Raw genomic sequence first — 26,627 nt, forward strand, 5'->3', positions numbered from 1 at the left:
GCTGCGAGGTCCGATTTCGGGTCGGCCGACCGGGTCAGGAGCCGTTCGTACCGGATGTTCCGCGCCGGCAGCTGTCGTCCCCGGCGGCGCACACCGTGGAACCGAACGCGCCGGTTCCGATTTTGGCGAAGTTGTCCAGGGATTCGGTCCCTGGCTCGAAGTAGCCGGTGTGGCTCTTGGCTCCGGCCGCCGACAGGACCCGCGCGCCGAACTCCCCGGAGACCGGATCCGCGCCGTGGCCCAGGCCCCCGAACTCCAGGTGGGGCACGTCGGCGATCCAGTCACCGGCGTCCCGCATCGCCCACACCCGCGCCGCGGTGCCCAGTTCGGCGGCGTTCTCGACGCGCATCCCGGGGCTGCCCGCCACCACGATGTCCGTGACCTGCGAGGGCAGTTCGTGCGCCGCCACCCCGCACACCACCGAGCCGTAGCTGTGGCAGAACAGCGCCACGCTCGCCCGTCCGGGGAGCGCGGCGGTCAGCGAGCGCAGCCGGGCCGCGCCGTCCACCGCCAGCCGCCCGGTCGCCGCGTCCATGCCGACGCCGGTCGGGGCGGTGTAGCCGGCCCAGGCGATGACGGCGGTCCGGCTGTCCGGATCGGCCGTGCGCTCGGCCGCGTACAGGGACTCCGCCATGCCGACGGGCGCGGTCAGGCGGCGCATGGTCCGCTCGAAGGTGAGCGCGTCGGTGTCGACCCCGGGGACGACCACCGAGACCCGGCGGGCCTCCGCGAGGTCGCCGAAGACCTCGGCGACGAGACCGCCGCCGGTGGGGTCGAAGACGAGGATCTGCCGGCCGGACTCGGCGAGGGACTCGAAGCGGTGGGAGCGCCGGGTGGCGGTGGCCCGGTCGGAGGGGGCCAGCGTGATGTCGTGCGCGCGGGCGTCCTCGGTCCGCACGGCCTGCTGCAGGGCCATCCGGTTGGCCCGGTAGCGGACGCCGGGGGGCACGCCGTCGAGGTTGCCGACCACCAGCGGGTGGCCCTCGGTGAGCCGGGCGCGCTGGGCGCCGTCGAGGCTGGCGAAGAAACGTGCCACCACGGGGGCCGGGGCGTCCGCGGCGGGCAGGGTCCGGCCTTCGAAGCGCGCCGCGGCCCAGGAGGCGAGCGCGGCCTCGCGCGGGGAGGGATCGCTCGCGGGCCGGTAGACGGCCGTCCAGCCCGTGGTCGCGAGCATCAGGAAGACCACCGCCAGCGCGAGCAGGGCGCGCAGGGCGGCCGGGCGCGCGGGGGCGTCGGCGGAGTGGGTGTGGGCGGGGCCGGGCAGGTTCACTGCGCCCAGCCTAGGAGACCGTCGCGGGTGCCTGCGCGCCGGGTGACGGGAGTCACCGCCGACCGTGGGACGCGCCGCCGCCGGGTGTGCCCGTACGGGACCTCGTGCGCGGGCGCCGTGACCCGTACGCGGCTTTCGCCCGGTCTTCGGCGGCCCGGCCCCGTCGGACGGCAACCGCGCCGGTCAGACGGGGCGGCGCCAGTCCGCGCCGAGGGCCGGACCGATCTGATCGAGGTAGGCCTCGGTCATCCGCCGGATGGCGGCCACGCTGGTGTCCTCGCCCTGCCCCCAGAGCCGGCCGGTGACGCGCATCACGCCCGTGAACGCCGCGACGGCCACCCGCGGGCGCGGGTCGGCGTCCACGTCAAGACCCTCGCGCTCGGCTATCAGCCGGGCGATCCGCTCCTCCAGCTCGGTGGAGCGGCGCAGGTGCACGGCGAGCAGCGCCGGGGTGGACTCGATCAGCCGGTAGCTGCGCATGTACAGGTCGAGGGGGACCAGGTCCGAGATGGCCTCTTCGACGGTGTCCCAGGCGGCGAGCACGGCCGAGCGCATCGCCTCGAAGGGGCCCTCGGCCGGCGGGCGGGCGTGCAGGGCCGCGACGAAGTGCGATTCGACCAGGTCCTGGACGGCGAAGGCGACCTCTTCCTTGTTGGCGAAGTACCGGAAGAAGGTGCGCTGGGAGACGTCCACCGCGTCGGCGATCTCGTCGACGGTCGTCTCCTCGTACCCCTGGGCGATGAAGAGGAGGAGGGCCGCGCGCAGGAGGGCGTCGCGGGTGCGCTGCTTCTTGCGTTCGCGCAGTCCGGCCGGCGGTGCGGACGCGGGCCGCTGATCGGTCATCACGGCGGTCAGGGTACCTGTGACCGACCTGACAGTGGCTGTCTGACAAAGCGGCCTGTGAAGTGTCAGTAGCTGTCACTAACCTGTTCGCATGACTAGTCAGATCACCGTCGACGGCGGGGACGCACTCTCGCTCACCAAGGAACCGGACCCCTCGCCGGTCCGCACGGGCCTCCGCGGCCACCCGTGGCTCACGCTGTTCGCCGTCGCGATCGGCGTCATGATGGTCACCCTCGACGGCACGATCGTCGCCGTCGCCAACCCGGCCATCCAGAAGGACCTCGGCGCCTCGCTCGCCGACGTCCAGTGGATCACCAACGGCTACCTGCTCGCCCTCGCGGTCTCCCTCATCACTGCGGGCAAGCTCGGCGACCGCTTCGGCCACCGCCAGACCTTCCTCATCGGCATCGCCGGCTTCGCCGTCTCCTCCGCGGCCATCGGCCTCTCCGGCGGCGTCGAGCTCGTCATCGGCTTCCGCGTCGCCCAGGGCGTCTTCGGAGCGCTGCTCATGCCCGCCGCGCTGGGCCTGCTGCGGGCGACCTTCCCGGCCGAGAAGCTCAACATGGCCATCGGCATCTGGGGCATGGTCATCGGCGCCTCGACCGCCGCCGGACCGATCGTCGGCGGCCTGCTCGTGGAGAACGTGAGCTGGCAGTCCGTCTTCTTCATCAACGTGCCCGTCGGCATCGTCGCGCTCGCCTTCGGCCTCTTCATCCTGGTCGACCACCGGGCCGAGAACGCCCCGCGCTCCTTCGACGTCCTGGGCATCCTGCTCCTGTCGGCCGGGATGTTCTCGCTGATCTGGGCGCTGATCAAGGCCTCCGAATGGGGCTGGGGCGACGGGAAGACCCTGGCCTTCCTCGGCGGGTCCGTCGTGTGCTTCGTGGCCTTCGCCCTCTGGGAGAACTTCGTCTCCGAGCCGCTGATCCCGCTCGGGATGTTCCGCTCGCTGCCGCTCTCCGCGGGCACGGTGCTGATGGTCCTGATGGCCTTCGCCTTCATGGGCGGCCTGTTCTTCGTCACCTTCTACCTGCAGAACGTCCACGGCATGAGCCCCGTCGACAGCGGCCTGCACCTGCTGCCGCTGACCGGCATGATGATCGTCGGCTCGCCGCTGGCGGGCCTGGCCATCACCAAGGTCGGCCCGCGGCCGCCGCTCGTCGCGGGCATGGTCGCCACCGCCGCCGCCTGCTTCGGGATGTCCCAGCTGACCCCGGGCACCTCCACGCCCACGATGTCGCTCTGGTTCGCCCTGATGGGCCTCGGGCTCGCGCCCGTCATGGTCGGCGCCACCGAGGTCATCGTCGGCAACGCCCCGCTGGAGCTCTCCGGCGTGGCCGGCGGGCTCCAGCAGGCCGCCATGCAGGTCGGCGGCAGCCTGGGCACGGCCGTGCTCGGCGCGGTCATGGCGAGCAAGGTCGGCAGCGTCTTCGAGGACAACTGGGCCGGGGCCGGACTGCCCCCGCTCACCCCGGAGCAGGCGGACCTCGCGGAGAAGGGCATCCAGGTCGGCATCGCCCCGGTCCCGCCGGACGCTCCGCAGCAGCTCGCGGCGACCATCACGGGGGTCGCGCACGACACGTTCGTGTCGGGGATGAGCACGGCCTTCACCGTCGCCGGCGTGGTCGCGGTGCTCGCCGCGGTCGTGGCCTGCTTCACGAAGCGCGGCGAGAACGCCGAGGCGGGCGCGGGCGCGGCCCACATCTAGCGGAGTGTCCTGCCCCGCCCGGCCCACGGCCAGGCGGCAACCAGCCCCGCTCCGGCGGCCCGGCCCGGCACGGTGTCCCGCTGACGCCGCGCCCCGGCCGGGCGGCCGGAGCGGTTCCACGGCGGCCCCGGAGGCGTCAACTCCGGGGCCTCGACAGCCCCGTCGGGAGGTCCCGGCGGGGCTGTCGCCTATCCGGGTGGACCCGCTCGCGCCCCCTTCCGCCCGGACGTCCGCGCAGGTCAGCGTGGTGCCGACGGAGCTCCGGAAACGGTCCGGGGCCCGTACGTCCACCAGGAGTTGACCCGTCATGCGTACGTGGAGCACGACTTTCGTATCGGCCGCCGTTCTCGCCGCCACCCTGCTGGTCCCGTCCACCGCCGGCTCCGCGCACGCCGCGGGCAACGGATCGGGGAAGGGCCGGGCCGCCGGGCCGCCGGCGCTCGGGGCCTGCGCCACCGGGCAGCTGTGCTTCTGGGCGAAGCCGGAGTTCAAGGGCGCCCGCACGACCCACGAGCTCAGCACCCTCGACATCAACAGCTGCACCGCCCTGCCCGCCGGGACCACCGCCCAGTCCCTGACCAACCGGACCGGCCGCCCGGTCACCACCTACCAGTCGGCCGAGTGCGCCGAGACGGGCGAGTTCCAGACCTACCCGGGCGACGGGGTGTGGCTGCCCCAGTCTCCGTACCAGGTCAGGGCGTTCAAGGTGTGGGAGCGCTGACGGCGCCGCCGCCCGCCTGAACCGGCCCGCCCTGGGCGCCGACCCCGGCGCCCGGGGCGGGGTCCGGCTCCGGAGCCGGCTCCGGAGCCGTGGCCGGGGCCGCGTAGGACCCCGCCGCCCCCGGGAGCCCGCCGAGGCGGGCGACCTCGGCGCGCAGGGCCCGTACCTCCGCCGTCAGTTCGGAGATCGCCGCCGTCTGGGCGAGCTCCACCAGGTCGTCGCGCTCGAAGCGGGAGATGAACCAGGCCGCGATGTTGGCGGTCACCACACCCAGCAGCGCGATCCCGGACAGCATCAGCCCCACCGCCAGCAGCCGTCCGAGTCCGGTGGTGGGGGAGTGGTCCCCGTAGCCGACCGTCGTCATCGTGGTCACCGACCACCAGAGCGCGTCCCCGAGGTTCTTGATGTTGCCGTCGGGGGCGTCCCGCTCCACGCTCAGCACCGCCAGCGAGCCGAACATCAGCAGCCCGACCACCGAACCCGCCACGTACGTGGTGAGCCGGATCTGCGGGGCCATCCGGGCCCGCCGGCCCACCAGCATCAGGGTGGAGACCACCCGCAGCAGCCGCAGCGGCTGGATCATCGGCAGCACCACCGCCGCCAGGTCCAGCCAGTGGGTCCGTACGAAGGCCCTCTTCGAGTGCGCCAGGCCCAGCCGCATCAGGTAGTCGGCGGCGAAGGCGGCCCACACCACCCATTCGGCGTGCTTGCAGGCGCCGTGCACCGCCGCGCTCGCGTCGGGCAGCACGATGGGCACCGCGTAGGCCACGGCGAACCCCAGGGCGAGCACCAGCAGCGGCGTCTGCGTCCGGTGCTCCCACCGGGCCTGGGGAGAAGGTTGCTTCATGCGGAGCATCGTAAAGAACGCGTAAGGGGCGCCGGGACAGGTGTCCCGGCGCCCCTCACACAAGAGTGACGGCTACGCGTCGCCCCCGGCCGCGCCCGGGTCGGCCGCCCGGACGTCCAGCAGCTGGTAGCGGTCGATCGCCTGCTTCAGCGCCGAACGGTCGATCTTGCCCTCCTTGGCCAGCTCGGTCAGCACCGAGAGGACCACCGACTGCGCGTCGATGTGGAAGAAGCGCCGGGCCGCGCCCCGCGTGTCCGCGAAGCCGAAGCCGTCCGCGCCCAGCGAGGTGTACGTGCCGGGCACCCAGCGCGAGATCTGGTCCGGGACCGCCCGCATCCAGTCGGAGACGGCCACGAACGGACCCTCCGCGCCGGACAGCTTGCTCGTCACGTACGGGACGCGCTGCTCCTCCTCCGGGTGGAGCAGGTTGTGCTCCTCCACGGCGACGGCCTCGCGGCGCAGCTCGTTCCAGGAGGTCGCCGACCAGACGTCCGCCCTGACGTTCCACTCCTCGGCCAGGATCCGCTGCGCCTCCAGCGCCCACGGCACGGCCACGCCCGAGGCCATGATCTGCGCCCCGACGGCTCCCGAGGTGCCCTGGGAGATCCGGTGGATGCCCTTGAGGATCCCGTCCACGTCCACGCCGGCCGGCTCGGCCGGGTGCTGGATGGGCTCGTTGTAGACCGTCAGGTAGTAGAAGACGTCCTCGGCGTCGGGGCCGTACATGCGCCGCAGACCGTCCCTGACGATGTGCGCGATCTCGTACCCGTACGCCGGGTCGTACGCCACGCAGCCCGGGTTCGTCGAGGCCAGCAGCTGGGAGTGGCCGTCGGCGTGCTGCAGGCCCTCACCCGTCAGGGTGGTCCGGCCGGCGGTCGCGCCCAGGACGAAACCGCGGGCCAGCTGGTCCGCCATCTGCCAGAACTGGTCACCCGTGCGCTGGAATCCGAACATCGAGTAGAAGACGTAGACCGGGATCAGCGGCTCGCCGTGCGTCGCGTACGCCGAACCCGCGGCGATCAGCGAGGCCGTGCAGCCCGCCTCCGAGATGCCGTCGTGCAGCATCTGGCCGGTCGGCGACTCCTTGTAGGCGAGCAGCAGGTCGCGGTCGACCGCCTCGTACTGCTGGCCGAGCGGGTTGTAGATCTTGGCGCTCGGGAAGAACGCGTCCATGCCGAAGGTGCGGTACTCGTCGGGGGCGATCAGCACGAAGCGCTTGCCGATCTCCTTGTCCCGCATGAGGTCCTTCAGGATGCGGACGAAGGCCATGGTGGTGGCGATCGACTGCTGGCCCGAGCCCTTCTTGGCCGCCGCGTACGCGGCGTCGCCCGGCAGCTGGAGCGGCTTCGCGCGCACCACGCGGGTCGGCACGTAGCCGCCGAGCGCGCTGCGGCGGTCGTGCATGTACTGGATCTCGGGGGAGTTGCGGCCCGGGTGGTAGTACGGCGGCGCGCCGTCCTCCAGCTGGGCGTCCGTGATCGGGATGTGCAGGCGGTCGCGGAAGCGCTTGAGGTCGTCCGCCGTCAGCTTCTTCATCTGGTGGGTCGCGTTGCGGCCCTCGAAGTTCGGGCCCAGCGTCCAGCCCTTGACCGTCTGCGCCAGGATGACCGTCGGCTGGCCCTTGTGGGCCTTGGCCGCCGCGTACGCCGCGTAGACCTTCTTGTGGTCGTGACCGCCGCGGCCCAGGTGCTGGATCTGCTGGTCGGTCATGTTCTCGACCATGGCCCGCAGCCGGTGGTCGCCGCCGAAGAAGTGGTCGCGGATGTACGCGCCCGTCTCGGTGGCGTACGTCTGGAACTGGCCGTCCGGGGTGGTGTTCAGCTTGTTGACCAGGATGCCGTCGCGGTCCTGGGCCAGCAGCGGGTCCCAGGAGCGGTCCCAGATCAGCTTGATGACGTTCCAGCCGGCGCCGCGGAACTGCGACTCCAGCTCCTGCATGATCTTGCCGTTGCCGCGGACCGGGCCGTCGAGGCGCTGCAGGTTGCAGTTGACGACGAAGGTCAGGTTGTCGAGGTGCTCGCGGGCCGCGATGGAGAGCTGGCCGAGCGACTCGGGCTCGTCCATCTCGCCGTCGCCCAGGTACGCCCAAACGTGTGACTTGGAGGTGTCCGCGATCCCGCGGGCCTCCATGTACCGGTTCATCCGGGCCTGGTAGATCGCACCGAGCGGGCCGAGGCCCATCGAGACGGTCGGGAACTCCCAGAAGTCCGGCATGAGCCGCGGGTGCGGATAGCTGGACAGGCCGTACGGGGCCTTCGACTTCTCCTGGCGGAACGCGTCGAGCTGCTGCTCGGAGAGCCGGTCCAGGAGGTAGGCGCGGGCGTAGATGCCGGGCGAGGCGTGGCCCTGGAAGAAGATCTGGTCGCCGCCGTCGCCCTCGTCCTTGCCCCGGAAGAAGTGGTTGAAGCCCACGTCGTAGAGCGAAGCCGAGGAGGCGAAGGTGGCGATGTGACCGCCGACGCCGATGCCCGGGCGCTGGGCGCGCGAGACCATGACGGCCGCGTTCCACCGGGTGGCGTTGAGGACCTTGCGCTCGATCTCCTCGTTGCCGGGGAAGAAGGGCTCGTCCTTGGTGGCGATCGTGTTGACGTAGTCCGTGGAGCGCATCTCGGGCACGGCCACGCGCTTCTCGCGGGCCCGCTCCATCAGCCGCAGCATCAGGTAGCGGGCGCGCTCGCGGCCGCGCTCGTCGACGGCCGCGTCAAGGGAGTCGAGCCACTCCTGCGTCTCTTCCGGATCGAAGTCCGGTACCTGACTCGGGAGGCCACCAATGATGATCGGATTGCGATCGGATGCGGAAGCCACGCTGTTCCTTCGCTGTCGGGGGAGTCGTGCTGAAGCCGTGCTGGGGTTCGCCGCCTCCCATGGTCTTACGCTCGGCTGGAATCGTCATCTTTACCGTTGGGTAATCCCTTGAGGTGGCGGGATTGTGCTGGCTGCGGCGACGACAACGCCCAAACCGCAACCTTACGCCCATGTGGATCACCCTCTTCGCAAGGCCGTTCGTCCCTCAAACAGGTGCGAAAGTCCCGGGGCCGCGCCGAATGAGGTGGAATGGTGTGGGATGAATCACCAGGGGTACATGCGGAAGGGCTGAAAGTTGCGGCGAGACGGCCGCAATCGTCACCGTTTCGACGGTCTCGGCGGCCGGGTACTTGCGCGATCCGCCGCGCCCGTGTGGACTACGCCCAATGCTGCGCGTACGCGCGCCGCCGAAGAACATTCACCGAACATGAGCAGGAGGCACCCCGTGAGCGCGACCGCGGACCACGCGGAGAACCTGGCCGCCAGGCTGGGTTTCCAGTCCGAACAGGTGGTCCAGGAGATCGGCTACGACGACGATGTCGATCAGGAATTCCGTGATGCCGTAGAGGATCACGTCACCGAACTCGTCGATGAGGACTACGACGATGTCGCAGACGCGGTTCTGCTGTGGTTCCGGGAGGACGACGGCGACCTGACGGACGCCCTGGTCGATGCGACCGAGCTGGTCGAGGACGGCGCACTGATCCTGCTGGTGACCCCCAAGACCGGCAAGGACGGTTTCGTCGAGGCCAGCGACATCAGCGAGGCTGCCGAGACGGCCGGCCTCTCGCTGGCGAAGGGTCTCCCCGTCGGCAAGGAGTGGACCGCCACCAAGCTGGCGACTCCGAAGACGGCCAAGTCCAAGCGCTGAGCCGCGCCCCGCAATCATGCGGACACACGCACCCCGCACGCCGGAAGCTTCCCGGTGGGCGGGGTGCGTGCGTTTCGCGGGCGGGCCGGGCCGGAGCGGACGCGCGGGGGGAGCCGTGAACGGGGGAGCCATGAGCGGGGGACCCATAAGGTGAGATCACCCGAACAGCCCAACGCAGGGATGCGGGACGAAGGGATGCGACAGATGGCGATCGAGGTCGGCACCAAGGCCCCGGACTTCGAGCTCAAGGACAACCACGGCAGGGTCGTGCGGCTCTCCGACTTCCGGGGGGAGAAGGCCGTCGTGCTGCTCTTCTACCCCTTCGCCTTCACCGGCGTCTGCACCGGCGAGCTCTGCGAGCTGCGCGACCACCTGCCGCGCTTCCAGAACGACGACGTGCAGCTCCTCGCCGTCTCCAACGACTCCGTCCCGACCCTGCGCGTCTTCGGCGAGCAGGAGGGCCTGGAGTACCCGCTGCTGTCGGACTTCTGGCCGCACGGCGAGGCCTCCCGGGCCTACGGGGTCTTCGACGAGGAGAAGGGCTGCGCGGTGCGCGGCACCTTCGTCATCGACCGCGAGGGCGTCGTGCGCTGGACCGTCGTCAACGGGCTGCCCGACGCGCGTGACCTGAACGAGTACATCAAGGCCCTCGACAGCCTCTGAGTCCGTGCCGCAGGCTCATGGGCACGGTGCCGGCAGGCACGCGGGCCCGTTCGCCTGGAATAAGCCCGTACAGGCGGGAACCCGTCACTAGGATCGAAACGTTGATCCGATAGCAACCGCACGACGGGGCCCCGCCCCACACAAAACCTTATGGAGGACCCGTGGGAGTCAGCCTCAGCAAGGGCGGCAACGTCTCGCTGTCCAAGGCCGCGCCGAACCTGACCGCGGTCATCGTCGGTCTGGGCTGGGACGCTCGCACCACCACCGGTGTCGACTTCGACCTGGACGCCAGCGCGATCCTGACCAACGACCAGGGCAAGGTCGCCAGCGACGCGAACTTCGTCTTCTTCAACAACCTGAAGAGCCCCGACGGCTCGGTCGAGCACACCGGTGACAACACCACCGGTGAGGGCGAGGGCGACGACGAGGCGATCAAGGTCAACCTCGCCGGTGTCCCCGCCGACGTGGCCAAGATCGTCTTCCCGGTCTCGATCTACGAGGCCGAGAGCCGCCAGCAGAGCTTCGGCCAGGTCCGCAACGCGTACATCCGCGTGGTGAACCAGGCCGACAACGCCGAGCTCGCCCGCTACGACCTGTCGGAGGACGCCTCGACCGAGACCGCCATGGTCTTCGGCGAGCTCTACCGCAACGGTGCGGAGTGGAAGTTCCGCGCCATCGGCCAGGGCTACGCCTCGGGCCTGCGCGGCATCGCGCAGGACTTCGGCGTCAACGTCTGATCCTGCTCCACCCGAGCAGTCGCGTTCCATCCGTCCGGCGCCGTGCACTCGTGTGTACGGCGCCGGACCGGCTTTACGGCCCCACCGCCTCACCGCGTACCGCCGTACCGTCACACCGCCGTACCGTCGCATCGCCGTGCCGCACACCGCCGTACGGCCGCTCCGCCACTTCGCCACCGTCGTCCGGGGAGGACCACAACATGGGCGTCACACTCGCCAAGGGGGGCAATGTCTCCCTCTCCAAAGCCGCGCCGAACCTCACCCGGGTTCTCGTAGGCCTCGGATGGGACGCGCGCTCGACCACGGGCGCCGACTTCGACCTCGACGCCAGCGCACTGCTGTGCAGCAACGGCAGGGTGCTCGGGGACGAGTACTTCGTCTTCTACAACAACCTGAAGAGCCCCGAGGGCTCCGTCGAACACACGGGGGACAATCTCACCGGCGAGGGTGAAGGGGACGACGAGTCGATCATCATCGACCTCACCAAGGTCCCGGCCGGTGTGGACAAGATCGTCTTTCCGGTCTCGATCCACGAGGCCGAGGCCCGTCGGCAGAGCTTCGGCCAGGTCAGCAATGCGTTCATCCGTGTGGTGAACGAGGCGGACGGCCAGGAACTGGCCCGTTACGACCTTTCCGAGGACGCCTCCAGCGAGACCGCGATGATCTTCGGCGAGGTCTACCGGTACGGCGGCGAATGGAAGTTCCGTGCGGTGGGGCAGGGGTACGCGTCGGGGCTCCGCGGCATCGCTCTAGACTTCGGGGTCAACGTTTCGTAAAGCCGTACAACACGATGGGATGCCAGTGGTTCTGAAAACCTTCGGCTGGTCGTTCGCAGTCACTGCGCTCGGACTGGTCGCAGCGGTGCTCTACGGGGGGTGGGAGGCCTTCGGGGTCGTTGCGATCCTGACCATCCTGGAAATCTCGCTGTCCTTCGACAACGCGGTGGTCAACGCCGGAATCCTGAAGAAGATGAATGCCTTCTGGCAGAAGATCTTCCTCACCGTCGGTGTTCTCATCGCCGTGTTCGGCATGCGCCTGGTCTTCCCGATCGTGATCGTGGCCATCAGCGCCAAGATCGGGCCGATCGACGCCGTCGACCTCGCGGTGTCCGAGCCCGACCGGTACAAGCAGCTCGTCACGGACGCTCACCCGTCCATCGCCGCCTTCGGTGGCATGTTCCTGCTGATGATCTTCCTCGACTTCATCTTCGAGGACCGTGACATCAAGTGGCTCGCGTGGCTGGAGCGCCCGCTCGCCAAGCTCGGCAAGATCGACATGCTGTCGGCGTGCATCGCGCTGATCGTCCTGGTCGTCACCTCGATGACCTTCGCCGTCAACGCCCACCAGCACGGCGGCGTGCACGTGGACAAGGCGCAGACCGTCCTGATCTCCGGCATCCTCGGCCTGATCACCTACATGATCGTCGGCGGCCTCTCCGGCTACTTCGAGAACAAGCTGGAGGAAGAGGAGGAACACGAACACGAGCTGGAGGAAGAGGCGAAGAAGAGCGGCAAGCCCGTCTCGGTCGTCGCGATGGCCGGCAAGGCCGCGTTCTTCATGTTCCTCTACCTCGAAGTCCTTGACGCCTCCTTCTCCTTCGACGGGGTCATCGGCGCCTTCGCCATCACCAGCGACATCGTGATCATGGCGCTCGGCCTCGGCATCGGTGCCATGTACGTCCGTTCGCTGACGGTCTACCTGGTCCGCCAGGGCACCCTCGACGACTACGTCTACCTGGAGCACGGCGCCCACTACGCCATCGGCGCGCTGGCCGTCATCCTGCTCGTCACCATCCAGTACGAGATCAACGAGGTCATCACCGGCCTCGTCGGCGTGGTCCTGATCGGATGGTCCTTCTGGTCCTCGGTGCGCCGCAACAAGCGCCTGGAACTGGAGGGTTCCACCGCCGAGGCATGATCACGGCGGTAATGCGGAACGCTCAAGTGCGGGGCGGTCCGGAGGGTCCACGGACCCACCGGACCGCCCCGTCCGCATGTCGGGACGGAACCCCGGCGTGCCTGCAGGGGGCCAAGCGGGCCAAGTGAGCAGGGGGGTTGTGGGGATGGGATTCTTCGACGGCATCAGGGGCAGCCGCGGTACGCAGTTCCAGTCGGGCAGTGCCTCGTCGAACGCGATCGAGCTGACCAAACGCCATCCGACGGTATCGCTCACCAAACAGGGGGCGGTGCACGGCAATCTGCGCGTGAACCTCTCCTGGCGGATGCGCACCTCGGACATAGGCGGCCGCAGTACCGGCCAGAGCGGGCAGCTGTTCCGGCATCCGTTCAAGCTGTTCAAGCCGGACATGGTGCAGGCGCACACCCAGGGCATGGTCAACGTCGACCTCGACATCGGCTGCCTCTACGAACTGACCGACGGGACCCGGGGCGTCGTCCAGCCGCTGGGGAACCTGCACGGGGACATCAACAGCCCGCCGTACGTGAAGCTCAGCGGGGACGACCGCTTCGGGGCGCCCTCCGGCGAGACGATCTTCGTCAACCTCGACCACGCCGAGGAGATCAAGCGGCTCCTGGTCTTCGTCTACATCTACGACCAGACCCCGGCCTTCGACCGGACGCACGCCCTGGTCACCCTGTACCCGATCACCGGGCCGCGCATCGAGATCCCGCTGGAGGAGCGCCACCCGCACGCCCGCTCCTGCGCCGTCGTCTCCCTGGAGAACGTCAAGGGGGAGCTGATCGTGCGGCGCGAGGTCACCTTCGTGTACGGGTTCCAGGCCGAGCTGGACCGGCTGTACGGGTGGGGCCTCCAGTGGGGGCGGGGCTACAAGACCAAGACCTGACGGGGCCGGGGAGCGGCGGGGGAGCCGCCGGGGCGCTCCCGCTGGCCCCCGCGCTCACCGGCGGATGAACTGCGGACCCTGCGCGGGCAGCCGGAAGGACGGGTCCCCGCCCGGAGCCGGCACCGGGGGCTGCGCCACCGGCTGCGGATAGCCGTAGGCGGGCTGGGCGAGCGGCGGGGCCTGGGTGGGCGGCGCCGGGGCGGCCGTGGCGGCCTGCGCCTGCTCCTGCGCCTCGGGGGCGTTCTCGTCCACCGAGATCCCGTGGTCGGTGGCCAGGCCGACGAGCCCGTTGGAGTAGCCCTCGCCGAGCGCGCGGAACTTCCACGCGTCCGCCCGCCGGTACAGCTCGCCGCAGATCAGCGCCGTCTCGGCGCCCGTCTCCGGCCGCACGTCGAAGTAGGCCAGCGGTTCGGAGCCGCCGGTCGCGGTGGCGTCGTAGAGCAGGATCCGCAGGTCGTGGACCCGCTCGAAGGGGACGTCCTCGGCGGAGGCGACGACGAGGATCCGGTCCACGGCCGGGGTGACGGCCCGCAGGTCCGCCTGGACGGCGTCGGTGATCCCGTCGCCGAGCTGCTTCTTCCCGAGCCGCCAGACGGCCCCGGAGGGGTGCCGGGGCTGGTTGTAGAAGACGAAGTCCTCGTCCGAGCGCACGCGCCCGTCCGCTCCCACGAGCAGCGCGGAGGCGTCCACGTCGGGCACGTCGGGCCCCCCGGTCCAGCGCAGCACCGCGCGGACCGCCACGGCGGCCACGGGGATGTTGGAGCCCTTCTGCATCGCGTGCGTCATGGCGGTCATCCTGCCCTCCCGGGCGGGACCGGGACAATGCGGCCCCCCGTAGACCTTGTCCGGATCGCGGAGACCTGGGCATGGTGCAAGAGGGTTACCTGGATTTCATGCGCTTGAGGAATTTTTGACTCACGTTCGTACGTACTATTACCGGCCACGCTAGAACGGCCGCCGAGCCAGTACGGGGGAAGCACATGCGTCACTTCGGGCATATTTCGCCCACCGTCCGCAAGGACCTCTTCCACCAGGAGCCGGCCGAGTTCACCGCCGCCTCCCCCGCCACCACGCTCGCGGCCGCACTGGGAGCCACGCTCTACAGCCCCGCCACCCGGCCCCAGCTCGCCCGGGACATCCGCAAGCAGGCCGCCCTCGGGGTCGTCTCCATGGTCCTCTGCCTGGAGGATTCCATCAGCGACGCCGACGTGGCCGGGGGCGAGGAGAACCTCGTCCGGCAGTTCGCCGCCCTCCACGAGGACCCGGCCGAGCTCCCGCTGCTCTTCATCCGCGTCCGGGAACCCGAGCAGATCCCCGACCTCGTGCACCGGCTCGGCGGCTCGGCGGCTCGGCTGGCCGGATTCGTGCTTCCCAAGTTCAGCGAGAGCCGGGGCATCGCCTTCCTCGACGCCGTCGCGCAGGCGGAGGCCGCGAGCGGACAGCCGCGGCTGTACGCGATGCCCGTCCTGGAGACCCCCGAGCTGCTCCACCTGGAAACCCGGGTCGAGGCCCTCGCCGGGATCTCCCGCACGGTCAACAAGTACCGCGAGCGGGTCCTGGCGCTCCGCCTCGGCGTGACCGACTTCTGCTCCGCCTACGGGCTGCGCCGCACCCCCGACATGACCGCCTACGACGTCCAGATCGTCGCCGGGGTGATCGCCGACGTGGTCAACGTGCTCAGCCGCGCCGACGGCACCGGCTTCACCGTGACCGGGCCCGTCTGGGAATACTTCCGCAGCCAGCAGCGACTCTTCAAGCCGCAGCTGCGCCGCAGCCCCTTCCTGGAGGAGGGCGTCGAGGAGCTGCGCACCGCGCTGATCGAGCACGACCTGGACGGACTGCTGCGCGAGATCGAGCTCGACCGGGCCAACGGGCTGCTGGGCAAGACCTGCATCCACCCCGCCCACGTCACCCCGGTCCACGCGCTCTCGGTGGTGTCGCACGAGGAGTTCAGCGATGCTCAAGACATCCTGCGCCCCGAGCGCGGGGGCGGCGGAGTGATGCGTTCCGTCTACACGAACAAGATGAACGAGGTGAAGCCCCACCGGGCCTGGGCCGAGCGCACCATGCTGCGCGCGGAGGTCTTCGGTGTGGCGAAGGAGGAGGTCGGCTTCGTCGATCTCCTCACGGCCGGACTCCAGGTGTGAGCGGGCCGTTGACTGCGAAGAAGGGCAAGAAGATCGAAGCGGTGTGGTCGGGAACGTGGGTCGCGGACCGGCTGGGCGTGAGCCTGGAGGACGGCACGGGTGACGGCCCGCGGCTGGACGAACTGCTGGGGCTCGCCCTGCGGCGCAACCCCAAGCGGGCCCACCTGCTCGTCTCGCAGGTGCTGGGCAAGCACGTCCCGCAGTCCCCGGCCGCCGTGTACGCCGCCGGATACCGGCTCGGCGAGCGGGTCCGGGAGCTGCTGGGCGAGGAGCAGGCGGCCTCGGCGGTGGTCCTGGGCTACGCGGAGACCGCGACCGGGCTGGGCCACTGCGTGGCCGACGGCCTGGGCAGCGCCCCGTACCTGCACTCCACCCGCCGCCCGGTGCCCGGTGTGGAGGCCGCCGGCGGCTTCGAGGAGGCGCACTCGCACGCCACCTCCCACCTGCTGCTGCCGGAGGACCCGAAGCTGCTGGCGGGCTCGGGCCCGCTCGTCCTCGTCGACGACGAGTTCTCCACCGGCAACACCGTCCTGAACACCATCGCCGACCTGCACGCCCGCCACCCGCGCACCCACTACGTGGTCGTGGCCCTGGTCGACATGCGCTCCCCGGCCGACCGCGACCGCCTCGTCGCGTTCGCGGAGGAGCTGGGCGCCCGCGTGGACCTCATATCCCTGGCCTCGGGCACGGTCTCCCTCCCGGAGGGGGTCCTGGCGAAGGGCCAGGCGCTGGTGGAGCGGTACGAGGCGCAGACCGCGGCGGCCGCCGCCCCGGCAGACGGCCCGCAGGTGACCACGGTGGAGCTCGGCTGGCCGGCCGGGATACCCGACGGCGGCCGCCACGGCTTCACCCCGGCGCACCGCGCGGCCCTGGAGGCCGCCCTCCCGGGCATGGCCGCCAGGCTCACCGCCGCGCTGGGGGACGGCCCGACGAGGGTCCTCGTACTCGGCAACGAGGAGCTGATGTACGCCCCGCTGCGCCTCGCGCAGGCCCTGGAGGCGTCCGGCGCCGCGGCCGGGGTCCGCTTCTCCACCACCACCCGCTCGCCGGTGCTCGCCGTGGACGACCCCGGCTACGCCATCCGCACCCGGCTGGTCTTCCCCGCCCACGACGCCCCGGCCGACGGCCCGGGGGACCGGTACGCGTACAACGTGGCGGGCGCCGGCTTCGACGCCGTCGTGGCCGTCGTGGACTCGGCCGGGGACACCCCCGAGCTCCGCACCGGACTGCTCGCGGCCCTCGCCCCGCACACCGGCCGGGTCGTGCTGGCGGTCATACCTTCGTACGTACCCGACCGGCAGGAGCCGATCATGACCGAGCCCCTCGGGGAACCACTGCGCGGGCCCGCCTTCTCCTCCTACGCCGCCGAGGACGTCGGCTGGCTGCTCCAGGACCTCTCCGACGTGGAGCTGGAGGCCCCGACGGAGGAGCGCGAGGAGGCCATCCAGGCCGGCGGCGCGCACTACGCGGAATCGCTTCCGGTGGAGTTCCAGCCGTCCCCGGAGTACCAGCAGCTCTACCAGAGCGCGCTGACCGCCTCCGCCGCCCGCATGGCCCGCGCCGTCGGCACCGTCACCGAAACGGTCCTCGCCGAGCGCTCCCCGTCCCCCGTCCTGGTCTCCCTGGCCCGCGCCGGCACCCCCGTCGGCGTGCTGATGCGGCGCTGGGCGCAGGCCCGGCACGGCCTGGACCTGCCGCACTACGCCGTCTCCATCGTGCGCGGCCGCGGCATCGACGCCAACGCGCTGCGCTGGCTGGCCGCCCACCACGATCCGGCCGACGTGGTCTTCGTCGACGGCTGGACCGGCAAGGGGGCCATCACCCGCGAACTGCGTGAGGCCCTCGGTGAGTTCGAGGGCTTCAACCCGGAGATCGTGGTCCTCGCCGACCCCGGCTCGTGCGTGGAGACGTACGGCACGCGCGAGGACTTCCTGATCCCCTCCGCCTGTCTCAATTCCACCGTTTCCGGGCTGGTCTCGCGTACGGTTCTCAGGTCCGACCTGGTCGGACCCGCCGACTTCCACGGCGCGAAGTTCTACCGCGAGCTCGCCGGAGCCGACGTCTCCGTCGCGTTCGTCGACACCGTCTCCGCGCACTTCGAGGAGGTGGCCGAGGCCGTGGACGCCGAGGTCAAGGAGCTCCTCGCCGCCGACCGCACGCCGACCTGGGTGGGCTGGCGGGCGGTGGAGCGCATCAGCGAGGAGTACGGGATCCACGACGTGAACCTGGTGAAGCCCGGCGTCGGCGAGACGACGCGGGTGCTGCTGCGCCGGGTGCCGTGGAAGATCCTCGCGCAGCGCGGCGCGGGGGCCGACCTGGACCACGTACGACTCCTCGCGGAGCAGCGGGGGGTGCCGGTGGAAGAGGTCGACGGCCTGCCGTACAGCTGCGTAGGACTCATCCATCCCCGCTTCACGCGCGGCGCCACGGGCGCCGACGGAAAGGCCGTGGCCGCCAAGTGACCGTCCTCGTAGCCAGTGACCTCGACCGTACGCTCATCTACTCGACGGCCGCCCTCGGCCTGACCATGCCCGACCCGGTGGCCCCGCGGCTGCTGTGCGTGGAGGTGCACGAGAGCAAGCCGCTGTCGTACATGACCGAGACGGCGGCGGGGCTGCTGGCGGAGCTGTCCGCCGACCCGGGCGCGGTGTTCGTGCCGACCACCACCCGGACCCGCAAGCAGTACCAGCGCATCCGCTTCCCCGGACGGCCGGCGAAGTACGCGATCTGCGCCAACGGCGGCCAGCTGCTGGTGGACGGGGTCCCGGACCGCGACTGGCGCCGCCAGGTCGCGGCGCGGCTCGCCGCGGACTCGGTGCCGCTGGAGGAGATGAACGCGCACCTGCTGTCCGTGGCCGACCCGGCGTGGCTGCGCAAGGCCCGGGTGGCCGAGGACCTGTTCGCGTACCTGGTCGTGGAGCGGGCGCTGGTCCCCGCCGAGTGGATCAAGGCGCTGACCGAATGGTCCGAGGCGCGCGGCTGGACGGTCTCGCTCCAGGGCCGGAAGATCTACGCCGTCCCGCGGCCGCTGACCAAGAGCGCGGCGATGCACGAGGTGGCCCGGCGCACGGGTGCCACGAGCACACTGGCCGCCGGCGACTCGCTGCTCGACGCGGACCTGCTGCTCGCGGCCGGCACGGCCTGGCGGCCCGGCCACGGCGAGCTTGCCGACGCCGGCTGGACGGCGCCGCACGTCACGGCGCTGACCCAGGCGGGCGTGCTGGCCGGTGAGGAGATCGTGCGCGCGTTCACCCGCGAAGTGGCGCGACTGGGCACCCCCGACGCCTGATCGTGGGCACACTGAGCCCATGACCAAGGGCAACAGCACGAAGATCACAGACGAGCTCTACCAGTACGTGCTCGCGCACAACCCCCCGCTGGACGAGGTCCAGCGGGGGCTGGTGGCGACCACGTACGAGGTGTTCCCGGAATCGGCCGGAATGCAGTCGGCGCAGGAGCAGGGGCCGCTGCTGGCCTTCCTGGTCCGGCTGACGGGCGCCCGGCACATCGTGGAGCTCGGCACCTTCACCGGCTTCTCCTCCCTGTCCATGGCCCAGGCCATGCCGGCGGACGGCCGCCTGATCGCCTGCGACGTCTCCGAGGAGTGGACGGCGTACGCGCGCGAGGCCTGGGCGAAGGCCGGGGTCGCGGACCGCATCGAGCTGCGCATCGCGCCCGCGCTCGACACGCTGCGCGCGATGCCGGCGGAGCCGCACATCGACCTGGCGTACATGGACGCGGACAAGCAGAGCCAGATCGCCTACTGGGAGGAGCTCGTGCCGCGGCTGCGCCCGGGCGGGCTGCTCGTCACGGACAACACCCTGTTCCACGGCTCGGTCCTGGACCCTTCGGCCACCGGCGGAGCGGCGGGGGTCCAGGCCTACAACGACCACGTCGTGGCGGACCCCCGCATGGAGTCGGTCCTGCTGGCGATCTCCGACGGCATCACCCTGTCCCGCAAGCGGTAGGACCTCTAACCGCAGCCGCCCCCGCCGCAGCAGCCTCCGCCGCCCATGGGGGCGGCGGGGGCCGCACTGGTCCCGCCGACGGCGACGGCCGAGAGCAGCTTGACGGTGTCGGCGTGCCCGGCGGGGCAGTCGGCGGGCGCGGAGGACTCGGCCATGGGCCGGCTGACCTCGAAGACGTCTTCGCAGGTCCGGCAGCGGTATTCGTAACGGGGCATGCGGACAGGCTACGCAGTGCCGGCCGGCCTCGGGAGCCCCGCGGGTCGGATCCGGGGCGCGGAGGCCGGCTGCGGCGCCCCATCCCGCCTCGCCGGCGTGTGATGCGCGGGGTCCGGGGCGGGTTCCGGGGCGGAGCCCCAAAGGGTCCGGGCGGAGCCCGGGGAACGGGGGAAGGGCGGGGCGGGGACAGCCCCGCAGGGCCGCCCGGAACCGGCGGGGCCCTGCCGCACCCCCGTGTCGGCCGGGCCCCGCCGGGGTCAGCGGACCACCGTGCCCGCCGGAGCGGACGGGAGGCCGAGTTCCGCCCGGGTCGGCGCACCTTCCCAGTCGCCCCGCGAGGCGACCGCGAAGGCGCCCGTGGTGACCGCACGGTCCAGCCGGGCCTCGGGTGCCGCCCCGTCGAGGAACGCCGAGAGGTAGCCCGCCACGAAGGCGTCACCCGCCACGAAGGCGTCACCCGCACCGACCGTGTCGACCGCGCGGACGGGCCGCGCCGGGGCGTGGACCCGCGAGCCGTCGTCCCCGTAGGCCGTCGCCCCGGCCGCGCCGCGTTTGACGACCACCTCGCCGATCCCGAGGGCGAGGAGTTCCTTCGCCTGGAGGGCGGTGTCGGCCGGCGCGCCCGAAGGCAGGCACAGCGGAAGCTCGTCGTCGGACGCGACGAGCACGTCCACCGACGGAGCCCACGCCCGCAGCACCTCCGCAGCCTCCGCCGAGGACCACAGCCGGGACCGGAAGTTCACGTCCAGGCAGACCAGCGCCGAGTGCTCGGCCGCGAGCCGCAGGGCCAGGGTGCAGGCCGAGCGGGCCGAGCGGGAGAGCGCCGGGGTGATCCCGGTCAGGTGCAGGACCTTCGGCGGGGCCTCGGTGAAGGCCCGCTCCACCGAGCAGGCCTTGAGCCGCGAGCCGGCCGAGCCCGCGCGGTAGTAGTGCACCCGCGTGACCTCCGGCAGCCCGGGCTCCGCGAGCATCAGCCCGGTCGGGGCCCCGCCGTCGTCGCGGGAGGCTCCGCGGACGTCGACGCCCTCGGCGCGCAGGGTCCGTAGGACCAGCTCACCGGCTTCGTCCGCGCCGACCGCGCCCGCCCAGCGGACCGCGTGCCCGAGCCGGGCCAGGCCGATCGCGACGTTGGACTCGGCCCCCGCGACGGAGACCTCCATGGTCCCGCCGAGGCGCAGCGGGCCGGCGCCCCGCAGGGCGAGCATCGTCTCGCCGAAGGTGAGCACCTCCGGGGCGGTGCCGGGCCCGGTCATGCGCAGACCGCCCGGAACTCCGCCGCCCGGCGCCGCAGCGCGAGCAGGTCGCCGCCGTCGGCCGCGTCCCCGACCAGCGGGGAGGCCACGCCGACGGCCACCGCGCCGGAGGACAGGTACTCGGCCGCGGCGGCCGCGTCCACCCCGCCGACGGGGACGAAGGTCAGGTCGGGGAAGGGGGCGCGCAGGGCCCGCAGGTACGCCGGTCCGCCGATCGAGCCGGGGAACAGCTTGAGCGCGGCGGCCCCCGCCGCGTCGGCCGCCATGACCTCGGTCGGGGTGATGACCCCGGCCAGTACCGGCAGCCCCTGCCGGACGGATTCGTCCACGCCGGCGCCGAGGCCCGGGGTGACCATCAGGTTGGCTCCGGCATCGGCGGCCCGCTGGGCGTCCTCGGCGGTGAGGACCGTACCGGCCCCGAGCCAGGCCTCGTCACCGAGCTCCTTGCGGGCCCGGCTGATGACGTCCAGCGCGTCGGTTCCGCTGAGGGAGACCTCGATGAGCGGGACGCCCTCGTCGACGAGGGTCATGACGGTGCGGAAGGACGCCTCCGCGTCCCGTCCGCGGACGATGGCGACGAGCCGCTCCTGCCGCAGCGCTGCGCCGAACTCCATGGGAATGCCTGCCTTCTGATGTATGTGCGGGGGGAGGGGGATCGCGAGGGGTGGTGGGGGCTCACCACTCGGCGAAGGAACCGTCTGCGTGGCGCCGCTTCCCGTACGAACGTCTCGATGCGGGTGGTCTTCACCACGGGGGGGTGTCCTCTCCAGGTCGGGGTGGCAGGACCGGGATACGGGGTACTACGTACTACGGGGTACTACGTACTACGGGGTACTGCGGGTGCTGCGGGTACTGCGGGTCTGCGGATGCCGGGGCGGCTCGGAGCCGGCCGGCCGGGCTAGGGGTGGTCGCGTCTGGCCATGTCGAGGAGGTCGAGCACGGCCTTGTGCGCACCGTCCGGGTCCCCGGCCCGTATCGCGTCGGCCACCGCGTGGTGGATCGCGTACGGATGCTCGGAGCCTCCGGCCCCGTACACCGTGCGGTCGCGTTCCACGAGGGCCGGGATGAGCACCCGGTACATCTGGGTGAAGAAGAGGTTGTGCGAGGCGGTCAGTAGCGCCAGGTGGAACGAGGCGTCCGCCCGGACGTGCAGCACCGGGTCGGAGCCGCTCGCCGCCATCGCGGCCAGGGCCGCGTCCAGCGCGGCCAGGTCCTGTCCGGTGGCCCGGACGGCGGCCAGCGCGGCGGCGGCCGGCTCGATCGAGCGGCGCAGTTCGAGCAGGTCGGAGAAGAAGCAGTCGGGCGCACCGGCCGCGAGCTTCCAGCGCAGCACGTCGGCGTCGAAGAGGTTCCAGTCGGTGAGCGGGCGCACGAAGGTGCCGCGCTTCTGGCGGGCGTCGAGCAGCCCCTTGGCCATCAGCACCTTGATGGACTCGCGGAGCACCGTCTGGCTGACGTCGAGCTCCTCCATCAGGTGGGGGAGGTCCAGCGTGGATCCCTCGCCGTACGTGCCGTCGAAGATCCGGCGGGCCAGCTCTTCCACCGCCGCCCTGTGGACCCCGCGGCCGGCGTACGCGGCCTCGCTGATGCTGCTGCCGTTCACTTCTGCTCCCCTTGGGCGCCCCTGACAGGGCAAAGGTTTGCACAAGTAATCGTTAATTAGCAATTATTACCTGGCGTAACCGGAGCCCTTGATTCCGGGTGTCCGCAACGCTGGTGCCTACGCCGCCGCCTCCTGCGGCCTCTGCCTCCTACGCCGGTCTGCCGATGGGCCGCACGGCGCTCGTCCGTGCCCGCTCCTCGCGAGCCGCCTGCTCGGGGTGGCGGGCACGCCAGTACGGGTTGTCGTGCGGCAGGGCGCTGCCCACGCGTCCGTACATCCCGAACCACATCAGCATCACGCCCACCACGAAGCTGAACAGCACGTTGGGCATGTGGAAGGCCAGGAAGTTTGCCTTCGTGTCGAGCAGCGCGAGGTTCACGAATCCGCTCGCGATGAACAGCACACCCAGCACGATGTTCAGGGTCGAGGCGAAACTGCCGCCGATGACCATCCCGGCGAACAGCAGCAGCCCGATGCAGATCGACAGCACGCTCAGCGCACCGTTGGTGTTCAGCGCGAGCACGGTGTCCCCGCCGGTGTCGAAGAATCCGATCCGGTCGATGAGCCCGAGGATCCCGAAGACCACCAGTAGCAGTCCGGTCAGCCCGGCGCCGATCCGGTAGACGGTGCTGAGCTTGTGATCGCTGGGCAGGTGCTCGTCGAGGCGGGCGTTCACGGGACGCATCATGCGGTGCAGGATCCCCGGGGAGTCCGGGACCGGTGGCGCCGTGGAGTACGGCTCGTGGGCCACGTAGGGCGCGTAGTTGTCGTGCTGCTCGTGGCACCCGTAGAGCGCGTGCGGTGCGTACGAGTCCTGCGGCGCGGGGGACTCGTCGGTCCCGTGGCGCCCGGGGGAAGCGTGGGCGGCCATGGCGCCCTCCTCTGCTCCGTTCCTGGCCCCTCCAGCATCCGCCGATGCCCCTGCGCGGACAAGTCCGGACGCGGATCCCCGGCGCGGCCCCGCCTCGGGGGCGGCCCTGCTTCGGGGGCGGCCCCGCTTCGGGCGCTGCCCCGCCTCGGGGGCGCGCGCCGTCTCTGGGGCGGCCCGGCCCGGGCGCCGCCCTCAGGCGTGGCCGCGCTCGGTCCGGATGTCCGTCACGACCCGCTGCACGGAGGCCCGTACGGCCTCCATCTCCTGGAGGAAGGCCCAGTAGTCGGGATGGCGGTCCTCCAGGGCCGACAGCGCCCGCGCCACCCGGGCCACGGCCTCGTCGAGAGGGCTCGCGTGCCGGGGCTCGGGGACCGTGCGGCCCTCCATCGCCAGCCGCTGCGCGTCCCGGATCGCGAACCGGGTCCGCTGCACCTCCGCCTGCGGGTCCCGCGCCACCGCCTCCAGCCGGGTCAGCCGGTCCTGCGCCGCCGACACCGCCTCGTCGGTGGCGTCCAGCGCGGCCCGCACCGCCTCGACCAGGGCCGCCACGACCGCCCACTGCTGCTGGTCGCGCGCCCGGCCGGCCTCCGCGAGCCGCTCCTCCGCCTGCGCGACGTCCCGTACCGCCTGCTCCGGGACGTGCTGGAGGTCCTGCCAGCAGGCCGCGCTGAAACGCCGGCGCAGCTCGCTGAGCACCGGATCCACCCGGTCCGCCCGGTTGCGCAGCGCCTGCGCCCGGGTCCGCAGGCTCACCAGCCGCCGGTCGATCTCCGCGGCCCGCTCCGGGAGCCGCGCCGCCTCGGCCCGTATCGCCTCGGCGTCCCGCAGGATCCGGTCGGCCCGCTGCACGGTCTCCTGCACCCCGTGCTGCGCGGCGCCCTGGTTCAGCTTGGTCAGCTCCGGCCCGAGCGCGGCCAGCCGGGCGGCCAGGTCGTCGGCCCGGATCCCCTTGCCGCGCACCTCCTCCAGCGCCGTGCTCGCCGCGAGCAGCGCGGCCCTGGCCCGCTCCCGTGCGGGCGCCACCCGGGCCAGCTGGGTCTCGGCCCGGTCCAGCAGCGGCTGCAGCCCCTGCGCGAACCGGTCGAGCTCGCCCTTGACCCGTACCAGCTCCTCCTTGGCCCGCGTCAGCTCGTCCCGGGCGCGCGTCGCGGCCGACGCCTCCAGCTCCACCCGGTCGAGATCGTGCGCGTCGACGGCATCGATGTAGACATGGCTCACCTGGTCGATGCGCTGCCCGAGCGCGGTGAACCCCTCACCGACCCGACGCGCCTCCGGCGAGCCGTCCGCGGCCGCGATCGTCTCGATCGAGATCCGCAGGTCCCGCTGCGCACTGTCCAGCTCGTAGAAGGCCGCGGCGGCCGCGTCCTTCGCCGCCTGCGCATCCGCCCGCCGACTCTCGTCCCGCCCGCCGCCGAACCACCGCCGGGGTGCCGTCGTCACAGTCGCCTCTCCCGTACCCGGTCCGCATTTCCCCTGCCCCGGCCCATTCTCCCCCACTGCAAGGCGTTTGCGTGGGGGGTGTGCCCTGCATGTAGGCTGTCCACTCATCCACGGGTGCGTAGCTCAGGGGTAGAGCGCTGCTCTTACAAAGCAGATGTCGGCGGTTCGAAACCGTCCGCGCCCACCAGCTAACTGACCCCCCGCCGACTACGGCGGGGGGTCTTTTGCGTCCTCGTTCCGAGCTCCCGGTGTGTTGCCGTGCGCCCTTCCTGCTCCTCGAGGTTTCCGGCACCGTGCAAGGCACGGTTCGCGGCGGGTGAGGGGAGGGGCGGGGTGACGCAACCGAGGTGTGGCGCGGTGACCAAGCGCGGGGGCCGGTGCCGGAACAAGGCGATCGTCGGGAGCGGCCAGTGTGCCAAGCACCAGGGGCGCTGGACTCGGCAGGGAAACGCGCAGGTGGAGGCCGAGCAGGCCAAGGCCAAGATGCGGGAGTCGCGGAAGAAGAAGTGGGGGTGGTGGTGAGCGGCTTCTCAGCTCACCCCCGTTGTTCCCGGCGGGGGTGCGGTGGGGTGACGGGGGTCGTGACGGGGGGTTCGTGGGGCGGGATAGTGGGGGTATGTGCCGATCCATTAAGACGTTGCGTCCGCCCGCCATTCCGGAGAAGGCGACCGAGGAGGAGATTCGGGCCGCCGCCCTGCAGTACGTGCGGAAGGTGTCCGGATTCAGGGCGCCCGCCGCGCACAACCAGGAGGTCTTCGACGCCGCCGTAGAGGCGGTCGCGGAGGCGACGAGGGAGCTGTTGGCAGGGCTTCACGTCAGGGGGGCGGCCGTGGCCGGGTGAGGGGTGCGCGGGTGGTCAGGCGGCTGCCGGGACGGCGGTCTCCTCCAGGGGGACCACCGCGACCGGGCAGCCGGTGTGGAGCAGGACCGCGTTGGTGACGGAGCCCAGGCGCGGGGAGAGCGGGCGCTTGCGGTGGCGGCCGATGACGACCAGGTCCGCTGCCCGGGAGGCGGCGACCAGGTGGCCGGCCGCGTCGCCGGGGGCCGACAGCTGCTCCAGCTTCACCTCCGGGAACTGCTCGGCGTACGGGCGCAGGTGCGCGGCGGCCAGCGCCGCCACATCGTGGGCGTTCGCGGTTTCCGTGTGCGCGGCCGTGGAGATCGCGCCGATGGCGGTGAGGGTCCGGCCGGGCCAGGCGTGCGCGACGACGACCTGGAGCCGGGCCCCGCGCCGGGCCGCCTCGCCGAAGGCGAAGGAGGTGGTGCTCGGGTCGGGGGCCGCGCTGTTGAGGCCGAGTACGACCTGGCCGTACGGGTCGTGCAACGGCGGCTCGGCGCGCGGGACGACCACCACGGGGCAGGCGGCCTGGCTGGCGCAGGCGATGCCGTTCGAGCCGAGGAGCAGGCTGGCGAAGCCGCCGCGGCCGCGGGAGCCGAGGACCATCAGCTGGGCGTCCTCACCGATCTGGGGGAGTACCTGGTCGGGCGCGCCGGGGTACGAGGCGTACTCGATCGGGGGGAGTCCGGCGCGGCCGTCGAGTGCCTCGCGGACCCGGATCAGTACGGGATCGTCGTCGAGGCCGGACTCGGCGAAGGCCCCGGACAGGGCTGCGCCGATGGTGTTCATGTAGAGGCGCGCGTGCACGATGCGCAGCGGGGCTCCGGTCATCAGGGCCTGGGAGACGGCCCATTCCAGGGCCCGGTTGCCGTTCGCGGAACCGTCGACGGCGGCGATCACGGGGCGCGGGCTCTGGTCCATGGCGGGCTCCTTGAAGGGCAGCGGTGCGTGGACTCAGCCTTGCGGGAGGGACCTCGCGGCGGGAGTGGGGAAAGTCCCTAAGGGGGCGGGACCATCGGCCAC

At 71.8% G+C, this 26,627-nt stretch carries 26 protein-coding genes and 1 tRNA gene; 15 read left to right on the plus strand and 12 right to left on the minus strand.

Annotation, left to right across the window (positions count from 1 at the left end):
- Nucleotides 1-34: 34 nt before the first annotated feature.
- Both ACIA8F_RS32070 and ACIA8F_RS32075 read right to left on the minus strand, forming a co-directional pair.
- Nucleotides 35-1,174, minus strand: coding sequence for an alpha/beta hydrolase (locus ACIA8F_RS32070; RefSeq protein ID WP_399384172.1), 1,140 nt, complete (start codon nucleotides 1,172-1,174; stop codon nucleotides 35-37).
- Nucleotides 1,175-1,453: 279 nt separating this feature from the next.
- Complete coding sequence (locus tag ACIA8F_RS32075) at nucleotides 1,454-2,113, minus strand: TetR/AcrR family transcriptional regulator (RefSeq protein WP_399384174.1); 660 nt, start codon at nucleotides 2,111-2,113, stop codon at nucleotides 1,454-1,456.
- Nucleotides 2,114-2,204: 91 nt separating this feature from the next.
- Between ACIA8F_RS32075 and ACIA8F_RS32080 the strand changes: the two genes are divergently transcribed.
- Nucleotides 2,205-3,821, plus strand: a complete 1,617-nt coding sequence (locus ACIA8F_RS32080; RefSeq protein ID WP_399384084.1) for an MFS transporter — start codon at nucleotides 2,205-2,207, stop codon at nucleotides 3,819-3,821.
- Nucleotides 3,822-4,128: 307 nt separating this feature from the next.
- Nucleotides 4,129-4,542: a peptidase inhibitor family I36 protein gene (locus ACIA8F_RS32085; RefSeq protein ID WP_399384086.1), complete on the plus strand. Its 414-nt coding sequence runs from the start codon at nucleotides 4,129-4,131 to the stop codon at nucleotides 4,540-4,542.
- Here the strand turns inward: ACIA8F_RS32085 and ACIA8F_RS32090 are convergent.
- Nucleotides 4,523-5,389, minus strand: a complete 867-nt coding sequence (locus ACIA8F_RS32090) for a potassium channel family protein (protein ID WP_399384088.1) — start codon at nucleotides 5,387-5,389, stop codon at nucleotides 4,523-4,525. The two genes, ACIA8F_RS32085 and ACIA8F_RS32090, sit on opposite strands and share 20 nt — an antisense overlap.
- Nucleotides 5,390-5,461: 72 nt before the next feature.
- On the minus strand, nucleotides 5,462-8,194 hold the full coding sequence (gene aceE / locus ACIA8F_RS32095) for a pyruvate dehydrogenase (acetyl-transferring), homodimeric type (protein ID WP_399384090.1): 2,733 nt from the start codon (nucleotides 8,192-8,194) through the stop codon (nucleotides 5,462-5,464).
- A gap of 445 nt (nucleotides 8,195-8,639) precedes the next feature.
- Between aceE and ACIA8F_RS32100 the strand changes: the two genes are divergently transcribed.
- The 6 genes from ACIA8F_RS32100 (at nucleotide 8,640) to ACIA8F_RS32125 (ending at nucleotide 13,268) form a co-directional block, all read left to right on the plus strand.
- Nucleotides 8,640-9,065 (plus strand): DUF3052 domain-containing protein, encoded by a 426-nt coding sequence (locus ACIA8F_RS32100; protein ID WP_243329420.1) that lies wholly within the window; start codon nucleotides 8,640-8,642, stop codon nucleotides 9,063-9,065.
- A 204-nt stretch (nucleotides 9,066-9,269) separates the two neighbouring features.
- Nucleotides 9,270-9,728, plus strand: coding sequence for a peroxiredoxin (locus ACIA8F_RS32105; RefSeq protein ID WP_399384092.1), 459 nt, complete (start codon nucleotides 9,270-9,272; stop codon nucleotides 9,726-9,728).
- Nucleotides 9,729-9,889: 161 nt separating this feature from the next.
- Nucleotides 9,890-10,465: a TerD family protein gene (locus ACIA8F_RS32110; RefSeq protein WP_254385430.1), complete on the plus strand. Its 576-nt coding sequence runs from the start codon at nucleotides 9,890-9,892 to the stop codon at nucleotides 10,463-10,465.
- A 200-nt stretch (nucleotides 10,466-10,665) separates the two neighbouring features.
- A complete protein-coding gene (locus ACIA8F_RS32115; RefSeq protein WP_399384094.1) occupies nucleotides 10,666-11,241 on the plus strand; it encodes a TerD family protein in 576 nt (191 codons plus the stop codon).
- Nucleotides 11,242-11,266: 25 nt separating this feature from the next.
- Nucleotides 11,267-12,382: a DUF475 domain-containing protein gene (locus tag ACIA8F_RS32120; protein WP_399384175.1), complete on the plus strand. Its 1,116-nt coding sequence runs from the start codon at nucleotides 11,267-11,269 to the stop codon at nucleotides 12,380-12,382.
- 145 nt (nucleotides 12,383-12,527) lie between these two features.
- Nucleotides 12,528-13,268 carry a Tellurium resistance gene (locus ACIA8F_RS32125; protein ID WP_267039314.1) on the plus strand — a complete coding sequence of 247 codons (741 nt, stop codon included), beginning with the start codon at nucleotides 12,528-12,530 and terminating at the stop codon, nucleotides 13,266-13,268.
- A gap of 54 nt (nucleotides 13,269-13,322) precedes the next feature.
- Here the strand turns inward: ACIA8F_RS32125 and ACIA8F_RS32130 are convergent, their stop codons facing one another.
- On the minus strand, nucleotides 13,323-14,054 hold the full coding sequence (locus ACIA8F_RS32130; RefSeq protein ID WP_399384176.1) for a TerD family protein: 732 nt from the start codon (nucleotides 14,052-14,054) through the stop codon (nucleotides 13,323-13,325).
- A gap of 194 nt (nucleotides 14,055-14,248) precedes the next feature.
- On the opposite strand from ACIA8F_RS32130, the gene ACIA8F_RS32135 reads away from it, so the two are divergent.
- Genes ACIA8F_RS32135 through ACIA8F_RS32150 form a run of 4 tightly spaced genes read left to right on the plus strand, consistent with a single transcriptional unit; the run spans nucleotide 14,249 to nucleotide 19,383 of the window.
- Nucleotides 14,249-15,415, plus strand: a complete 1,167-nt coding sequence (locus ACIA8F_RS32135) for an HpcH/HpaI aldolase/citrate lyase family protein (RefSeq protein ID WP_399384096.1) — start codon at nucleotides 14,249-14,251, stop codon at nucleotides 15,413-15,415.
- Between the two features lie 8 nt (nucleotides 15,416-15,423).
- Nucleotides 15,424-17,877, plus strand: coding sequence for a phosphoribosyltransferase (locus tag ACIA8F_RS32140; RefSeq protein ID WP_399384097.1), 2,454 nt, complete (start codon nucleotides 15,424-15,426; stop codon nucleotides 17,875-17,877).
- Nucleotides 17,874-18,704: an HAD family hydrolase gene (locus ACIA8F_RS32145; protein WP_399384098.1), complete on the plus strand. Its 831-nt coding sequence runs from the start codon at nucleotides 17,874-17,876 to the stop codon at nucleotides 18,702-18,704. Before ACIA8F_RS32140 ends, ACIA8F_RS32145 begins: the two co-directional genes overlap by 4 nt.
- A 19-nt stretch (nucleotides 18,705-18,723) precedes the next feature.
- Nucleotides 18,724-19,383, plus strand: a complete 660-nt coding sequence (locus tag ACIA8F_RS32150) for an O-methyltransferase (protein WP_399384100.1) — start codon at nucleotides 18,724-18,726, stop codon at nucleotides 19,381-19,383.
- A 5-nt stretch (nucleotides 19,384-19,388) separates the two neighbouring features.
- Here the strand turns inward: ACIA8F_RS32150 and ACIA8F_RS32155 are convergent, their stop codons facing one another.
- From ACIA8F_RS32155 to ACIA8F_RS32180, 6 genes are all read right to left on the minus strand, one after another.
- The gene (locus ACIA8F_RS32155) at nucleotides 19,389-19,598 is read right to left on the minus strand and encodes a zinc ribbon domain-containing protein (protein ID WP_399384102.1); all 210 of its coding nucleotides are present in this window, start codon (nucleotides 19,596-19,598) and stop codon (nucleotides 19,389-19,391) included.
- Nucleotides 19,599-19,856: 258 nt separating this feature from the next.
- Nucleotides 19,857-20,852 (minus strand): sugar kinase, encoded by a 996-nt coding sequence (locus tag ACIA8F_RS32160; RefSeq protein ID WP_399384104.1) that lies wholly within the window; start codon nucleotides 20,850-20,852, stop codon nucleotides 19,857-19,859.
- Complete coding sequence (locus tag ACIA8F_RS32165; protein ID WP_399384106.1) at nucleotides 20,849-21,466, minus strand: bifunctional 4-hydroxy-2-oxoglutarate aldolase/2-dehydro-3-deoxy-phosphogluconate aldolase; 618 nt, start codon at nucleotides 21,464-21,466, stop codon at nucleotides 20,849-20,851. Before ACIA8F_RS32165 ends, ACIA8F_RS32160 begins: the two co-directional genes overlap by 4 nt.
- Nucleotides 21,467-21,750: 284 nt before the next feature.
- Complete coding sequence (locus ACIA8F_RS32170; RefSeq protein WP_399384108.1) at nucleotides 21,751-22,455, minus strand: FadR/GntR family transcriptional regulator; 705 nt, start codon at nucleotides 22,453-22,455, stop codon at nucleotides 21,751-21,753.
- Nucleotides 22,456-22,603: 148 nt separating this feature from the next.
- On the minus strand, nucleotides 22,604-23,143 hold the full coding sequence (locus ACIA8F_RS32175; protein ID WP_399384178.1) for a DUF4383 domain-containing protein: 540 nt from the start codon (nucleotides 23,141-23,143) through the stop codon (nucleotides 22,604-22,606).
- Between the two features lie 375 nt (nucleotides 23,144-23,518).
- Nucleotides 23,519-24,766 carry a hypothetical protein gene (locus tag ACIA8F_RS32180; protein ID WP_399384109.1) on the minus strand — a complete coding sequence of 416 codons (1,248 nt, stop codon included), beginning with the start codon at nucleotides 24,764-24,766 and terminating at the stop codon, nucleotides 23,519-23,521.
- A 112-nt stretch (nucleotides 24,767-24,878) separates the two neighbouring features.
- Between ACIA8F_RS32180 and ACIA8F_RS32185 the strand changes: the two genes are divergently transcribed.
- The 3 genes from ACIA8F_RS32185 to ACIA8F_RS32195 all read left to right on the plus strand — a co-directional run bounded on the left by ACIA8F_RS32185 (nucleotide 24,879) and on the right by ACIA8F_RS32195 (nucleotide 25,607).
- Nucleotides 24,879-24,953, plus strand: a tRNA-Val gene (locus tag ACIA8F_RS32185).
- Between the two features lie 170 nt (nucleotides 24,954-25,123).
- Nucleotides 25,124-25,288 (plus strand): hypothetical protein, encoded by a 165-nt coding sequence (locus tag ACIA8F_RS32190; RefSeq protein ID WP_399384111.1) that lies wholly within the window; start codon nucleotides 25,124-25,126, stop codon nucleotides 25,286-25,288.
- A gap of 94 nt (nucleotides 25,289-25,382) precedes the next feature.
- Complete coding sequence (locus ACIA8F_RS32195; protein WP_399384113.1) at nucleotides 25,383-25,607, plus strand: DUF2277 domain-containing protein; 225 nt, start codon at nucleotides 25,383-25,385, stop codon at nucleotides 25,605-25,607.
- Between the two features lie 15 nt (nucleotides 25,608-25,622).
- Here the strand turns inward: ACIA8F_RS32195 and ACIA8F_RS32200 are convergent, their stop codons facing one another.
- Nucleotides 25,623-26,525 carry a universal stress protein gene (locus ACIA8F_RS32200; protein ID WP_399384115.1) on the minus strand — a complete coding sequence of 301 codons (903 nt, stop codon included), beginning with the start codon at nucleotides 26,523-26,525 and terminating at the stop codon, nucleotides 25,623-25,625.
- Between the last annotated feature and the right edge of the window lie 102 nt (nucleotides 26,526-26,627).

The sequence above is a fragment of the Streptomyces sp. NPDC051563 genome (genome assembly GCF_044454225.1).
In the GTDB taxonomy this organism is placed as follows: Bacteria; Actinomycetota; Actinomycetes; order Streptomycetales; family Streptomycetaceae; genus Streptomyces.